The 14132-nt window shown below is 51.8% G+C and carries 10 protein-coding genes; 2 read left to right on the top strand and 8 right to left on the bottom strand.

Annotated features, from left to right (window positions below; all coding sequences use genetic code 11):
• Positions 1-1136 precede the first annotated feature (1136 nt).
• Positions 1137-2486 (top strand): hypothetical protein, encoded by a 1350-nt coding sequence (locus ABWQ15_RS07410; protein WP_353908122.1) that lies wholly within the window; start codon positions 1137-1139, stop codon positions 2484-2486.
• A gap of 127 nt (positions 2487-2613) precedes the next feature.
• On the opposite strand, the gene ABWQ15_RS07405 is transcribed toward ABWQ15_RS07410, so the two are convergent.
• The 5 genes from ABWQ15_RS07405 to ABWQ15_RS07385 form a co-directional block, all read right to left on the bottom strand.
• On the bottom strand, positions 2614-4140 hold the full coding sequence (locus ABWQ15_RS07405; RefSeq protein WP_353908121.1) for a serine hydrolase domain-containing protein: 1527 nt from the start codon (positions 4138-4140) through the stop codon (positions 2614-2616).
• 43 nt (positions 4141-4183) lie between these two features.
• On the bottom strand, positions 4184-5452 hold the full coding sequence (locus tag ABWQ15_RS07400; RefSeq protein WP_353908120.1) for an ABC transporter permease subunit: 1269 nt from the start codon (positions 5450-5452) through the stop codon (positions 4184-4186).
• Complete coding sequence (locus ABWQ15_RS07395; RefSeq protein ID WP_353908119.1) at positions 5449-6492, bottom strand: ABC transporter permease subunit; 1044 nt, start codon at positions 6490-6492, stop codon at positions 5449-5451. The genes ABWQ15_RS07400 and ABWQ15_RS07395 overlap by 4 nt, the downstream gene beginning before the upstream one ends.
• A gap of 3 nt (positions 6493-6495) precedes the next feature.
• The gene (locus tag ABWQ15_RS07390; RefSeq protein ID WP_353908118.1) at positions 6496-8082 is read right to left on the bottom strand and encodes a sugar ABC transporter ATP-binding protein; all 1587 of its coding nucleotides are present in this window, start codon (positions 8080-8082) and stop codon (positions 6496-6498) included.
• Between the two features lie 135 nt (positions 8083-8217).
• Positions 8218-9399 (bottom strand): DUF3798 domain-containing protein, encoded by a 1182-nt coding sequence (locus tag ABWQ15_RS07385; protein ID WP_353908117.1) that lies wholly within the window; start codon positions 9397-9399, stop codon positions 8218-8220.
• Positions 9400-9668: 269 nt separating this feature from the next.
• On the opposite strand from ABWQ15_RS07385, the gene ABWQ15_RS07380 reads away from it, so the two are divergent.
• Complete coding sequence (locus tag ABWQ15_RS07380) at positions 9669-10877, top strand: M20 metallopeptidase family protein (RefSeq protein WP_353908116.1); 1209 nt, start codon at positions 9669-9671, stop codon at positions 10875-10877.
• 888 nt (positions 10878-11765) lie between these two features.
• Here the strand turns inward: ABWQ15_RS07380 and ABWQ15_RS07375 are convergent.
• Genes ABWQ15_RS07375 through ABWQ15_RS07365 form a run of 3 tightly spaced genes read right to left on the bottom strand, consistent with a single transcriptional unit; the run spans position 11766 to position 14124 of the window.
• Complete coding sequence (locus tag ABWQ15_RS07375) at positions 11766-12470, bottom strand: ABC transporter ATP-binding protein (RefSeq protein ID WP_353908115.1); 705 nt, start codon at positions 12468-12470, stop codon at positions 11766-11768.
• Complete coding sequence (locus ABWQ15_RS07370; RefSeq protein ID WP_353908114.1) at positions 12470-13225, bottom strand: ABC transporter ATP-binding protein; 756 nt, start codon at positions 13223-13225, stop codon at positions 12470-12472. The genes ABWQ15_RS07375 and ABWQ15_RS07370 overlap by 1 nt, the downstream gene beginning before the upstream one ends.
• Positions 13222-14124, bottom strand: a complete 903-nt coding sequence (locus ABWQ15_RS07365; protein ID WP_353908113.1) for a branched-chain amino acid ABC transporter permease — start codon at positions 14122-14124, stop codon at positions 13222-13224. The genes ABWQ15_RS07370 and ABWQ15_RS07365 overlap by 4 nt, the downstream gene beginning before the upstream one ends.
• Positions 14125-14132 lie beyond the last annotated feature (8 nt).

The raw sequence follows: 14132 nt of genomic DNA, 5'->3' as shown, positions 1-14132 counted from the left end.
ACATCCCTAAGAGTATTGTCAAAAAGGCAGCGCATAAAAACCGATTCTTTATACGCTGATTTAGTTACCCTTTATGTCCACGCGGATTTGAATTTGCTGAAAATATGCCAGTCTTAGACTGCGATGATATGGTTCTTCTGAGCACTATCCAAATTGATTGCTTATCCTTGTGAATATCATCTTTGTGTTAAAATAAGTTTGTCAAATAGTCAATTTTACACGACGAATTTTAGTATCTTTGCTTGTCGTGCAGTGTCCATTCTCTGACCACTCTTTGACCACAAAAGATTCAGTAAACGGATATAATAGAGCACATTTAGATGATAGGTAACATCAGGAACTACATGATGTGGTAGAAACCAAAATATCACCATCGAGTTTGAATGATGTTTACTCTAATTTTCAATTGTATTTAGCTTTTTCCCACCATTTGATCTATAAAAAGTTTTAATCTTTGTGATTGGCTTTGAGTGTTTTCAGTGAAAAACTGGCATTCATAGCCAATCACTTTTTATAGAGGAGAGAGGCGACTATATGACCTGTGATGATGTCACGCAAGATCTTGAGCACATAACTTATCGTTAACCAATTATAACATTAAGGCCTCTTTTTATTTGACGGATATTCTTTTTCGAGGTAGAATAATAAGAAGAGAAATGCACTTTCATGAAGAAAGTTGCCATTATTGCGATTGCGTTGATGGAGCGCTGAAAAATAAGAGTTTATTCAAGCCGGACGTTGGAAATTCCACCGAATAGCAGGTGTTTTGGAAAGATACAATGCTTACTTGTGGTGAATTGACAAATTGAGATATGCGCCCACCGAGAGTGACTCTGTATGGCCTTTTGGCCGAATATGGGCAGAGCGGACAGCTCTCCTGCTGGAGAACGATTTGCAATAGAGCTGATTGCATCCCAACTCTTCTTTTCGCCCTGCCGCGTGGAGCTTTCTTGAAATTGAGCAAGGGTTTAGTAGAAACGAAGCAAAGCTTTGCAAATAAGCTCCCGGATTCGGCGCAACTGCAAAGGCGGTCCGGAACGCCGGTTACCACGGAAGATTTATGGTTTGTATTTTTGACTGCGAAACTCATGACTTGGCGGCAGACAAAATTTCAGGAGAACAGGACGGAGAATACAATGGTATCAGGAACTCAAAACTTTCGTGTTGCCATGCTTTTGCGTTCCGATGCAGAACGAGTAAAGCAGATCATTGGGGACAAATATCTTGGCTGTCAGTTTGACTATTTTCGGATTGACAGGTTGGATGACCTGAAAGAGAAATTCCTTCAGATCAAGAATTCCTATGATGGCATTTTGACCAGCGGGACACTCTCCGACCGGTTTATCGGATATTACGGAGAGGGCGTGGCTCTTCCGCACCGGTACTTCAGTGCGACGGTGGAGAATTATTACCGGATGATTTTACTGCAGACGATCCACTGCCCGAATTTGGATCTAAGTAAGGTCCGGCTAGATCTGATGACACGGGAGCATGATCTGCCGGATATCATTGAGGCGAATCGGCTGGGGGCGCTGATGCGCGAGGAACGGGCCGTAATCAACCGTATGAGTCCGGAGGAGGTCATCTCGTACGAGCAGGAGATGATTGAACGCCATGTGCGGGCCATCCGTTCCCGTGAGTACCAATTTTTTATGACGCGCTCTATGATCGCAACCGAGGTTTTTCAGAAGTACGGAATTGGACATATATATGTACGTCTGACACCGGAGGAAATTTTCGGGATTGTGGAGGCTCTGCGCCGGGAGATGGAACTTAAATCTCTGAAGGACAGCCAGGTGGCCTGCATTTATTTCAATCTGGGCGAGGGTGTCGGAGACAAGGACCGCAAAAAGGTTGAAACCGCGCTCAATTGCTTCAATGCATCTCTTGGTTCAAAATCGCTTCTGCTCAATGAAACGGTGGACGGAAATTTTGAGGCATTTACCGATGCACAGACCATCTATGATCTGACCCGTGAAAATACATACTGCGAGTTGACTGGCCTTTTAAAGCGGCAGTCCGGTATTTCGGCCGCCGTTGGATATGGTATTGGCAGCACAATCCAGTGCGCGCGGGAAAATGCCGCCACGGCTGTGAAATATGCTGGGAGCACTGCATGTTCCGCCGGGCAGACCTTTCTGATTGGCAGTGACGGCCGGATCAAGGCACTGCGTACGGACATGGAGCCCGACTCTGTGTCCCGGAGAGAGCGGGATGGAATTTTTGAGCCGACGATTAATGAAATTGCCAGTCAGGCACATCTTTCTTCCACCACAGTTTTTAAACTGATGCTGGCCCTGCAGCGTGGGCAGTACCGAGAGGTTGATTCCAATTGGATCAAGCAAGAGCTGAACGTCTCTTTGCGTATGGCAAATAAAATTCTTTCCAACCTGGAGAAGGCGGGATATGCAGAAATTTCCGGAAAATATCTTTTGCAGGGCAAAGGCCGTCCAAACAATATTTATCGTTTTCGGTTTGAAGTATAGCAGCAGGACTCCCGGAGCAGATGCTCCGGGAGTCCTGCTGCTATACTCAGAATGCCGCTGATTTCCGTGCGGGCCGTGTCCTCGATAAAAGGATCTGCATCCCGGCGGGAGCGGACTGGCATCCGGGTTATTTGAGTGGAGTTTCTACTCCGGTCAGCGTCGTCTTGATGGCGGAAAAGAACGTGCAGTTCCGGTTATGCCGGAGAATGACGCCGCCGTCGGAGAAGGTCAGTTCCATCGTATTGATATAGCTTGTTTCGTCGAAACAAAGCTGGATATAGTAGCTGCTTTCTCTCCATGCACCGGAGCAGGAGACGCTTTCGAAGATCACGGATACATCCGTGTCTGTTTCAGAAGTCTGGACACAGGTTTTACCCGAACACCAGCAGCCGTATCCTATGGGTACAGTAAACGAATTTTCCCGAAGGCCCAGCGTCAGAAAGTCCGGCCGATCCGGAGCGTTTGAAAACCTGATGGAGATGGATGTAAAATTCAGCCGGTTGTCACCGAGCTGGTAGCACCGTCCGGACCACCGGGCGGCCTGGGGAGTCTCCCAGGAAGGGGAGCCGACGACGGTCGGAATGCGCATGGAGCGGGTAAGCTGAGTCAACTCAAACGCTCCCTCCGCGGGGGAGTCCCGGTCTACGGAGTCCACCAGCAGCTCCCAGATTTTCTCCCAGACAACCCGCCTCTCCGGCGCGTTGCTGCCGCCGGTATAGACGATGACCATGTCCTTGCCGGGAATCACCGCGCAGATTTGCCCGAACGCACCCCGCAGGCAAAAGCAGCCCTCCCGTTCGTCAACCCAAATCTGGTAGCCGTATCCAGCAATGTGAGGCTCATCCAGATGGTCCATGGTGACGTGTACGGAGGTAGCCTCCCGAACCCATTGACGGGACAGGAGCTGTATGCCGTCCCAAACGCCGCCGTTGAGCAGGAACTGCCCCACCTTGGCCAGATCTTCCGTGGTCAGCATCAAGCCCCAGCCGCCCACATTGTATCCGTCGGGGCCCAGTTCCCAAGAGGCCGATTCAATTCCCAGCGGGGAAAAAAGCTTTTCTGTCAGGTACTCAAACAGGGTTTTGCCTACGGCTCGCTGTACAATGGCCGACAGCATATAAGTGCCGTGCGTGCAATAGACAAATTCAGTTCCGGGCTCATAGGCGACATAGTGGTTGAAAAAATTGCGGACCCAGTCGATTTGGGGAAGCTCCTTGCCCTGATGGCAGCAGTGCGGTCCTGTGGCCAGGATGTCATCAGGGCGCGACCACGGAAAGTCGTGAGGGTCCTTTGCAAAGCCTGCGCTCATGGTGAGAAGATGGCGGATGGTCATTTTCTCCATGTTTGTGCAGGCCTTGACAGGGAGCTGCTCTGGGAACCAGGATACCACCCGGTCCTCCAGAGAAAGAGCACCGTCCTGGGCTGCGAAGCAGACCGCCAGACCGGTAAAGGTTTTGCTCGCCGAAAACAAAGTGTGAGGCTTTTCCGGAGCGTAGGGATCCCACCAGGCCTCAGAGATGACCTTTCCGTGGCGGAGAACCATAAACGAGTGAATGCCCAGGGTTGGATCCATCAGGAACTGATACAATGCTTTCAGGCGTTGCGGATTGATTCCGGCCTCCTGCGGTGTTACACGCGAGAGCGGATTACTCAAACAAAGCACCTCTTTCAAATAATAGCGGTTTAATTTTCAGCCATCAGCGGATGGCTTGGCTGACCTGACTCTGTAGGTCCCGCGCCTTGGCGCGGGTCTCCCAGACGTGAAGCATCAGCGCAACGGCAATGACCGCATAACAGAGCGTCATCCGGAAATAGCCGCCCACCATGGAGTTATTAAAGATATGCTGCGCTGCCAGCGGACTGACTGTGAAGAGCAGATGGAACAGCACCGTGCCGAGGATAGCCTGCCCGATGGTGGCTTTCTTGACGGAAGCCCCGCCGATCAGGATCGCGGCCACGCAGAAAGTGCCGACTTTTTCGTGCCCGTAATAGGCGTCCATGGTACCTAGGTTTTGGTAAAAAATGACTTGCCCCCAGGCGGCAATGACGGTGGAAATAATGACAGAAATGATGCGGACCCGATTTACATTGATGCCGGCGGCAGCCGCGACCTGCCGGTCGTGGCCCACGGCGCGCATGTCCTGTCCCAGTTTTGTTTTCATGAACTTCTGGATGAGGTAGCAGACGAGTATCACCAGAAGAAACGTGGGGATCGGAATTCGGATCAGAAGATTAGCCACAAGTAGCTGGGGGACCTTGGCGGCAATCGGGGAGGCAGCCATCAGTACGGCGCAGATGACGAGTTCTGCCAGTCGCCGCCTTGTCCAGTTCTTATGAATTAGCGAGGAAATCAACAGAACCACTAAGAAAAAGGCCGCAAAGAAGAAAACACCGGTAAACAAATTGACGCGGGTATTCAGGCCGAAGATGTTCAAATTGTCAAGTGCATACTGCATGCTGTCCAGAGCAACGGTGTTTTTTATGCCGACTCCGCCGGTCAGAATGATGTCGGAGTTCACCTTAATAATGCCGCCGATGGCAAACAAAAAGATAAATTGATAGATGCCGTTGGAAAAATAGCCGACAATCATGCTGGTGATCATCTCTTGGCCTTTTGTCCGATTCAGAATTTTTCCAGACAGAAAGCCGCACAGTACGGCTGCCAGAGAACCGAATAAGGCCGCCATCAGAATCGCGGAAATCCCTGACATCTTTAGGATTGTGACGGTGATCAGGCCCAGCTGTCCGCACATGGCGCCCAGTACGATGCCGAAGTTCATGCCCATGCCGCAGGTAACCGGAATGATGAGCGAGAGAACCAGCAGACTGTTTCGGTCGAACCGGTTTACCAGGTCGGCGAGGATGGTGGAGATCGGCGTTCCGGAAAAAAAGACTCCAATGATGCAGATGATTGTAAATAGAAGCGGCACAGCATTGGAGACGAAAAATTTTTGAATCTTTCTCATTTCTCGTTTCCTCCTGCCTGAGAGAGTGCGTATAAAATGATGCCGTTGGAGATGATAATGCGGAAAACCTCAGAAAGGTTGCTTTCCGGAAACAGCTGATTGGAGACTGGGAGCGCCGTGGTCAAAAGCGTCTGAATCAGGAATGTACCGATGATGACATGACGGATTTTGACGCTCCGCATGGTTGCACCGCCCAAAAGAATGGCCGCCATAGGAGTAAACGCCATTGTCAGGGGGCCTTCATAAGTCTGATAGAAGCCGTAACTCTGGGCATATACCACAATGCCCAGAGAGCCCAGAGCGGTGGACAGAGCAATACCAATCAGGCGTGCCCGATTTACATTGACGCCGAACATTGCGGCGTAGGAGGGGTTGTTGCCCACCACGCGGAGCGTGATGCCGCTTTTGCTTTTGGTAAACAAATAGACCAGAAAGCACATGAGAAAGACAAACAGGAACAGGCCTGTGGGGATGGTTACCCCACCGATCTTAAATGCCAGGAATCGGTTAAACACTTTTTCATAGTACTCGCTGACCGGCACGGTGGTCCGGACTCCGGTGCCGCCCATGGGCCAGATAATCGTCGGGTTGGTGAACGGCGCGGCAAACCAGAACATACACATCAGATATACCACAGAGGATCCCAAGTAGTTGCCGATCAACATTTCAGAGCCTCTGACCAAATTCAGCAGTTTTCCGTATCCGACGCCGACAATACTGCCGAAGACCAAGGCCAGGAGACACGCCATCAGGATGCCGCTCCAGGACATCAGACCCCACTGGATGCTCAGAAGGCCTGCCAGAAGGCCACAGACAATTCCGATAGCAAGGCCCATGTTCAGTCCTGCACCCACCAGGATCGCCGGAAGCATGGCCAAAGCCAGGATCATGTTCTGACCTACCCGAACCAGAGAGTCGCTGATCAGCGCGGCCATATCCTGGCCTTCCAACATGGCGCCAATTAAAATGACAAAGATAAACGCGATAATGATGATACGCGGCATTCCGAATTCACGAATTTTTCGCCTGATGTTATCCATGGATTACCTCCTTTTCCCGCTCATGGCTACGCCGATGACTTCGCTGTCTGCGTCCGCCGGCAGAATGTCGGAAATTTGACCGTCTGCAATGATGGCGATTCGGTCGCACACTTGACGCAGCTCTGCCAGCTCGGATGATGTAAAAATGACCGTAACGCCCAGTTCACGGTTTATTTTCGTGATGGTATTAAGGACCATGTTCTTGGCGCCCACGTCGATTCCCCGGGTGGGCTCCGAAACCAGCAGGATATCCGGGCGAAGCATCAGCACGCTGGCGATGCAGACTTTTTGCTGATTGCCGCCGGACAGCGTTCCCACGGGCTGCTGCGGCCCCGTGCACTTAATTTGAAATTCCTCGATATACTGTCGGGCAACGGCGTCAATTCCTTTTTCGTCGATCTGTTCAAAAAACAGGATGCGGCGAAAAAACTGGTTGTAGTTAAACATGGCGGGAGCGGCAATGTTCAACGCAATGGACAGATCCGGCGCAAATCCCATTCGCCGCCTGTCCTCCGAGACAAATGCCAGTTTTGCATTCATGGACGCCTTGGAAGAGTTCAGCTTTAGCGGCTTTCCGAATACGATGGCCTCGCCCTCCGTAGGAAAGATTCCCATGATGCCGTTGGCAATGCCCACCTTACCTTGGCCGGCCAGTCCGCCGATGCCCAGAATCTCGCCCCTGCGCACATCCAGATCAATCCCGCGGACCATTTCCCCGGGCATATGCACAATGAAATTCCGGAGACTCATAGCGACCTCTTCGCCGATGGGTACAATACGTTTTTGAATCGTGTTCAGATCCAGCTCCCGCCCTACCATCAGCTGCGCAATTTCCCCCGGGGAGGTTTCCGAGACGGGCATGGTTTTGACGTTTCGGCCATCCCGGAGGATGGTCACCTTGTCCGCGATCTCCATAATGTCGTTGATTCGATGCGTGATAAGCAGGACTGAGATTCCAATAGAAGACAGGCGCTTTACGACTTTTAGGACGATCTCTGCTTCGGACTCCGTGAGAACGGCAGTGGGTTCGTCTAAAATCAGAACCTTCATATTTTCCTTGTCAATTTCTCGCGCAATTTCCACAAACTGCATGTATCCCACGGGGAGCGTGTCAACCATCTGCGTTTCGTCCATACAGATGCCAAGTTTGTCCAGACTCTCCTTGGAATTGCTGTTGATTTTTGCAAAGTCCACCGTTTTGAGCTTCCTGCCCAAAAATCTACTGACAATGTTGGCATTCAGCGGTTCACGGTTCAGTTTGATGTTCTCGCTGGCGCTGAAGCCCGGGATCAGCATGAATTCCTGATGGACCATGCCGATTCCCTTTGCAATTGCCTGATCGGGAGAGGCAATCCTGCACTCCTCCCCATTTATGAAGATTTTCCCTGCGTATCCGCCGGTGTCGGAAATCACGGACATCCCGAACAGAATGTTCATTAGGGTGGATTTTCCGGCGCCATTTTCACCGCAAATAGCATGAATCTCTCCGGGCATTATATCAATCGACACATCGGATAGCACCCAGTTTTCACCGTATGCTTTTCCGACGTTCTGAATTGACAGAACGGGAATTACAGCATTGGTTTCCATTCTTACGCCTCCCAAAAAATGATTATCCGCATGGATCGGCCTCTGAGTGGCTTGGCTGTCCGCGGGCTGAGGGTGATAAAACGGAGACGCCGAAACGCACAAAGCGGTTTGGCGTCTCCGTTGCCGGATAAGATCTTATAGAGTGATAAAGTCCATCTGGAAGCCCATCAGGTGAGAATAGGTTTTACCACCAGCTTCCCAGGGATTCAGATAAACGTTGCAGTCCATACCGGCCATCTTGTCGGCGACCGAGTCAAAGACCTTAGTCAGCGCATCCACGTCGGTCTTTTCGGTGATCGTGCCCTCAGCCCACTCTTTGGCATACTCAAAGATGGAGTTGAAGTAAAGCATGGAGGAAGACACGGGCCACGTGGCCAGACGGCCGGTCATGCCCAGTTCGGTCAGTTTTGCGCGGATCTGCTCCACAGCATACTGCGGATCATTGGACTTGTCCTCCGGAATCTCGATGCTCAGGCCACTGGTAAAGCCCTGGAAGGGACTTGGATCGCAGGTGGAGGGCAACAGGCCGCCATTGTCCACAACGGCCTTGACCATAACGTCCATCATGGCGGTGTTGGTACCGAAAAATGCAGTGTCCTTGCCGTACTGGGCAATTTTCTTGGGGATGTCCTCCAGAATGAACTGCTGTGTTCCGGTGACGCCGGCATCGCTCAGGGGATCGGGAGATGTGGCGTCGACAAACTCAATGCCGACTTCCTCGCAGGTTTTCTTCATGACATCGTGCCGCTGCGCAAGGGACTCCATGGCCATGTGACGCGGGAAGGAATAATGCACAAATGTGGTGGCGCCCATCTCCTTGGCCAGTTTCACAATGGAATCACCCATGGGGATCTTAGCGGGATCCACCACAACGTCAAAGGCTTCGTCCACTACATCCGGGTCCTCGGCAACGACGGCCGCCATATAAAGCACGTCGGGGCGGACATCCCGGCAGGCTTTGACAGCGGCGGAGGCACCAGCGGGCTCCTGAAAAATAAGAAGGGCAGCCACATTTGGATCGGCAACCAGCCCCAGGGCGGTGGATACCAGCACTTCCTGTTCGCCGGAGGGGAAGGAAGAACCCACAACCTGATCACCGTATTCTGCTTTTAGTTGCTCAAAGGCGCGGGTCGGCTCTTCGCCCTGCGACGCATCGGTATACATGATCGCAATTTTGTAATTAGAATTCTTTCCAGATGATGCTGGGGAAGAACCGGTACCGCTGCTGGGGGCTTGCTGGCCACAACTGGCAAGCAGAAGGGTGGTCATCATGACCGCCATGAGCAGGCTGAGAGCGCGTTTGCAAGTTTCTTTCATTGTTTGATCCTCTCCCTTTAAGTAAATTTCTATTTTACACGATTGACTCGTGAAAAGCATTGTGCTAACATGAAACGTATTTAAAGAATACTTAAAGAACTATTCAGCTTAAAAGTAAGTCTACAAGACAACCCCGAGAATGTCAATACTTATTTTGACGGTTTTGGCAGGATAGAAAGGAACATTATTTACAAAGAATTTACAAAGATAAGCCGTATCACGGGCTCGTACGGAAATGCGAAGCAGTGTGCGGCGGGAAGGAGAACAGTATGACAAGCGCACAGGAGATTCAGCGGGAGGCGGATGCCCTATCCGACCAGTTGATAACATGGAGAAGGGGAATCCATCGCCGTCCGGAGATTGGGCTGTATTTGCCCCAGACAGCCGCGTTCGTGGAGACAGCACTCAGACAGATGGGGTTGGAGCCCTCCCGCACAGGGGGAGAGGGTGTTACCGGCGTTACGGCGGTTATCAAAGGCGGCCGTCCGGGACCGGTCGTCCTGCTCCGGGCGGATATGGATGCTCTTCCCCTGCAGGAGAAAAACGAGCTGCCCTATCGCAGTCAGACACCCGGCACCGCACATATGTGCGGCCACGATACCCACACGGCGATGCTGCTGGGTGCCGCCTCCATTTTAGCCACCCACGCGGAGGAGCTTTGCGGTTCCGTAAAGCTGATGTTTCAGCCGGGGGAGGAAGGGTACAACGGTGCGGCCCGCATGATAGAGGACGGCCTTTTAGAAAATCCCCGAGTGGACGCAGCGATCGCCATGCACTGCCTGACCGGAAGCGCCTGGAAGACCGGCACCATACTTTGTGCCATTGACGGGAAAGCGAAGGCGTCGAGCGATACATTTCACATTATGGTGATCGGAAAGGGTACACATGGCGCCACGCCGGAGCTTGGAACGGATGTAATTTATATGCTCAGCCATATTGCAGAGGGGCTGTACGCCATCCGCAGCCGGGAGCTGAGTTCATTCATACCTGCAATTTTATCCGTATGCCAGATTCATGCCGGATCGGTTGATAACATTTTGCCGGAGAGCGGTGTGCTTTCCGGCACATTCCGAACCTTTGATGAGAAGACGCAGGCGCTAATCCGACGTCGGATCGTGGAAATCTCAGAGGCGGCCGCTTCTGCTTTCGGTGGAAAGGCGGAGGTGCAGTTTGGAGAGAGCCTTCGTCCGACGCTGAATGACAGGGCCGTCTCCGACTCCGTCTTTTCTTATGTTCGTGAACTATGCGGAGAAGACCTGACGGCGGTGATCGGGCCGGTTATGGGCGCCGAGGATTTCAGTGAAGTCGCCCATAAGGTGCCATCCGTTTATCTGGATGTCAGCTTCGGCAGTGCAGAAGAAGGCTATCCGTATGCGGTCCACAGCCCCTACTGCGTATTCAACGAACAGGCTCTTCCGAGGGGGGCTGCCTGTTACGCGTACTGTGCCATGCGCTGGCTGGAGGAGCACTGTGACTGAGCGGCATGCCGCACACGGTGCGAAACGGCGGAGCTGCTTTCGCGCGGTATCGCAGCCGATTGAACGAGATTTAAATCGTGAGCTCTGACCTTCGATACTGTCAACGTAGATTTAAATTTGGGGGGTTGCGGGTTAAAAAACGCAAAAACAGTGGTGAGGGAATGTACTGAGATTATTTTGTCCCTGTTTCAAAAGGCTATGACGTTGTGCTGTTTCTGCTTCATGCATTCCTACTTTTCACACCGCCGTGCAATGTACGGAAGCAGGTTTTGAACAACCTCATTTCTGATGATTTTGGCCGCAAAAAAACCGAGGGCTTATCGTAAAAGCCTCGGCATAAAAAGAGTTGTGACGTACTTTAAAAATAGGCTCCGATGTAGGCTTATCGCTTTGTTTGCTGACCAATCCTGCCGAATTATTCCCTTGCGCGTTCGACTTCCTTCGGGGTACCGCTGACATGAGCTGTATATACTCTCCAAAACAGCTCACAAGAACTTATCGATTCTGTGATTGACCTCAGCCTCAGAGAAAACAACGTATGTCTGCGTTATTGCATACAGAGACACCTCCCACACGAGCTGATCTGAAAATTTTCACTCTCGCAAACCATCTGATTTTCAAGAAATTATAAAAAAGCAGATAAACCAATCAATTTATTCGTTTTCTTGGTAGATACAATGAGATTTTATACTGTTTTCGACTTCTCTACTCCTCGTGGAATAACTGCACCCCAATTGTTATTCAGTATATCATACTGTCCAACAATTGGGGTGCAGCTCACTGGCCAAGCGTCTCTCTTTAGCGTTTTTTCATGCGCTGGATCAGAAATCTCCGCCTAAAGCGGAGGCTGCAGCCTTGCAATAGAAATTCTGGAAACCTCACTTGAATTTATGCACCCAAATAGGCGCTTTGTACAACCTCGTTGCCCCGAAGGTTTGCCGCTGTGTCCGTCAGTATAATTTTGCCGGTTTCCAGCACATACCCACGGTCGGCTACTTTCAGCGCCTTATTGGCGTTTTGCTCCACCACTAAAACCGTAATACCGCTTTTGTTGAGATCGTGAATGACCTTGAAACAGGTATTGACCATGATCGGCATCAGTCCCATAGACACTTCATCGATCAGCAACAGCTTGGGAGAGAGCGTCAGCGCCCGTCCGATTGCCAGCATCTGCTGCTCGCCGCCGGACATAGTGCTGGCCAGCTGCTCCTTGCGCTCGCCCAGACGGGGGAAGATGTCGTAGACCATCGCAATATTTTTTTTCAGTTTCTCTTTATCCTTGGAACTGTATGCGCCGATGGTGAGATTCTCCTCCACCGTCAGGCGGCCGAATACATGGCGACCCTCGGGGACATAGCCGATGCCAAGCTCCGCGCGCTTGTGGGCGGGAATATGGGTGATGTCCTGCCCATCGTAGAGCACACTGCCGCTTTTTGGCTGTACGAGCCCCATGATGGTCTTAATCAGAGTGGTTTTGCCGGCTCCGTTGGGACCGATGACAGAGACGAGTTCGCCGGTGCTGACGCTGACGTTGATTCCGTGGAGAACTTCCATCATGCCATAGGATACAAACAGGTCTTTTACTTCCAGCATTATTCCTCGTCCTCCTCTCCCAGATAGGCCTCGATGACCTGCTTGTCGCTTTTGACGACCTCGGGCGTTCCCTCGGCAATCTTTTTGCCATAGCTGAGTACCATAATGCGGTCGCAGACCTTCATGGTGATCGGCAGGTTGTGTTCAATGAGTACGATGCTCTTTTTTTGTGCCTTGAGTTTCATCACCAACTCGGTCACTTCGTTGATTGCAAAGTTGGAGAGTCCCGCGCAGGGTTCGTCCAGCATAATCAGCTCCGGATCCGTCACCAAAACGCGGGCAATTTCCAGACGGCGCAGGTAACCCAGAGACACATCGCTGGCTTTTTTGTCACGCAGTTCCCTCAGGCCTGTTTCTTCCAGTACAGCTTCCGCTTTTGCGACAACTTCCGGCGTGTGGCTTTTGCGGAAATAGGAGCGCATACCGGTGTATTCATGCACGCCGGCTGCCGCAATCACGTTGTCCAGAATGCTGAGATCAGCCAGTGGCTTTGAGATTTGAAATGTGCGGGCGATTCCCCTGCGCGCCATTTCCTGCGCGGGCAACCCCTGTACCTCTTGTCCCTTCAGAGTGATCTTGCCGTCCGTAGGTTTGTAGACGCCACAGATCGCATTAAACAGGGTGGTCTTTCCGGCGCCGTTTGGTCCGATAATACCCAGCGTCTCCTCCTGATTTATGGTCAGATCCAGACCGTCAATGGCCTTGAGGCCACCAAAATACATCTTGAGGCCCTCAATCCGCATCAATTCTTTCATGCCTTTTGGCCTCCCTTTTTCGCAAAGCGTCTGCCCAGGAGCTTCTTACTCCCGATGACCAGCGGGCTGTTGTCGCCGATGAGGCCGCTGGGCATAAAGCGTACCATCAGGACCAGCAGCGCACCGTAGACCAACGAACGATAATCGTCCGCAAAGCGCAGCACTTCCGGCAGGAACGTCAGCAGCAGGGCGCCCAGAATCGGGCCGCGGATGGTACCGATGCCGCCAATGACCACCATGGAGAGGATTTGAATGGAGATGACAAACGCAAAGTCAGAAGAGCAGATATAACCCATGCGATGGGAATAGATACCGCCAGCAAGACCTGCAATCGCGGTGCCGATGATAAAGGTCAGGATCTGGTAGCGGCTCACGTCGATACCAAAGGAGCGTGCGGCGCCGGCATCGTTATTAATGGAGGCCAGCGCCATCCCAAACCAGGACCGGCGCATTTTTACAATCAGAAGGCACAATACAACGATGAGAATCAGGGTCAGCCAGAAGAACTGGCGATTGCCCATTTTCACGCCAAAGAGCGTGGGTTTGACAATGGTGAGTCCCAAAGAGCCGCCGGTAATGGACAGGTTGTTGAACAGCGCCACCATGACAAAATTGATGCCGATGGTGGTAATGGCCAGAAAGTCCGCCTGAAGCCGCAGGGAGATGAGGCCCAGCAATGCGCCGCAGGCACCGGTAACCAACATGGACAGCAGCAGAGCAGCGAAGAAGTTCACGCCGTAAGTCTGCGTCAAAATTGCCGCAGTGTAGGCGCCCAGTCCAAAAAACGCCGCATGTCCCATCATAGCCTGCCCGGCGTAACCGGTGATAATGTTCAAAGAAAGCGCCAACAGGATAAAGATGGCAGCTGTTGCACCGATGGAATATACATATGCACCCATACAGCCAT

Origin of the sequence: Oscillibacter sp., assembly GCF_040505565.1 — a bacterium.
Lineage (GTDB): Bacteria > Bacillota > Clostridia > Oscillospirales > Oscillospiraceae > Oscillibacter.
The sequence above is the reverse complement of the archived record's forward strand: the minus strand, read 5'-3'. Positions and strand labels throughout refer to the sequence as shown.

Coding starts and splice junctions, on each gene's coding strand:
- ABWQ15_RS07380 (WP_353908116.1), top strand. CDS start 9,669: ATGACAAGCGCACAGGAGATTCAGCGGGAGGCGGATGCCCTATCCGAC.
- ABWQ15_RS07385 (WP_353908117.1), bottom strand. CDS start 9,399: ATGAAAGAAACTTGCAAACGCGCTCTCAGCCTGCTCATGGCGGTCATG.
- ABWQ15_RS07365 (WP_353908113.1), bottom strand. CDS start 14,124: ATGGGTGCATATGTATATTCCATCGGTGCAACAGCTGCCATCTTTATC.
- ABWQ15_RS07395 (WP_353908119.1), bottom strand. CDS start 6,492: ATGGATAACATCAGGCGAAAAATTCGTGAATTCGGAATGCCGCGTATC.
- ABWQ15_RS07370 (WP_353908114.1), bottom strand. CDS start 13,225: ATGAAAGAATTGATGCGGATTGAGGGCCTCAAGATGTATTTTGGTGGC.
- ABWQ15_RS07400 (WP_353908120.1), bottom strand. CDS start 5,452: ATGAGAAAGATTCAAAAATTTTTCGTCTCCAATGCTGTGCCGCTTCTA.
- ABWQ15_RS07410 (WP_353908122.1), top strand. CDS start 1,137: ATGGTATCAGGAACTCAAAACTTTCGTGTTGCCATGCTTTTGCGTTCC.
- ABWQ15_RS07375 (WP_353908115.1), bottom strand. CDS start 12,470: ATGCTGGAAGTAAAAGACCTGTTTGTATCCTATGGCATGATGGAAGTT.
- ABWQ15_RS07390 (WP_353908118.1), bottom strand. CDS start 8,082: ATGGAAACCAATGCTGTAATTCCCGTTCTGTCAATTCAGAACGTCGGA.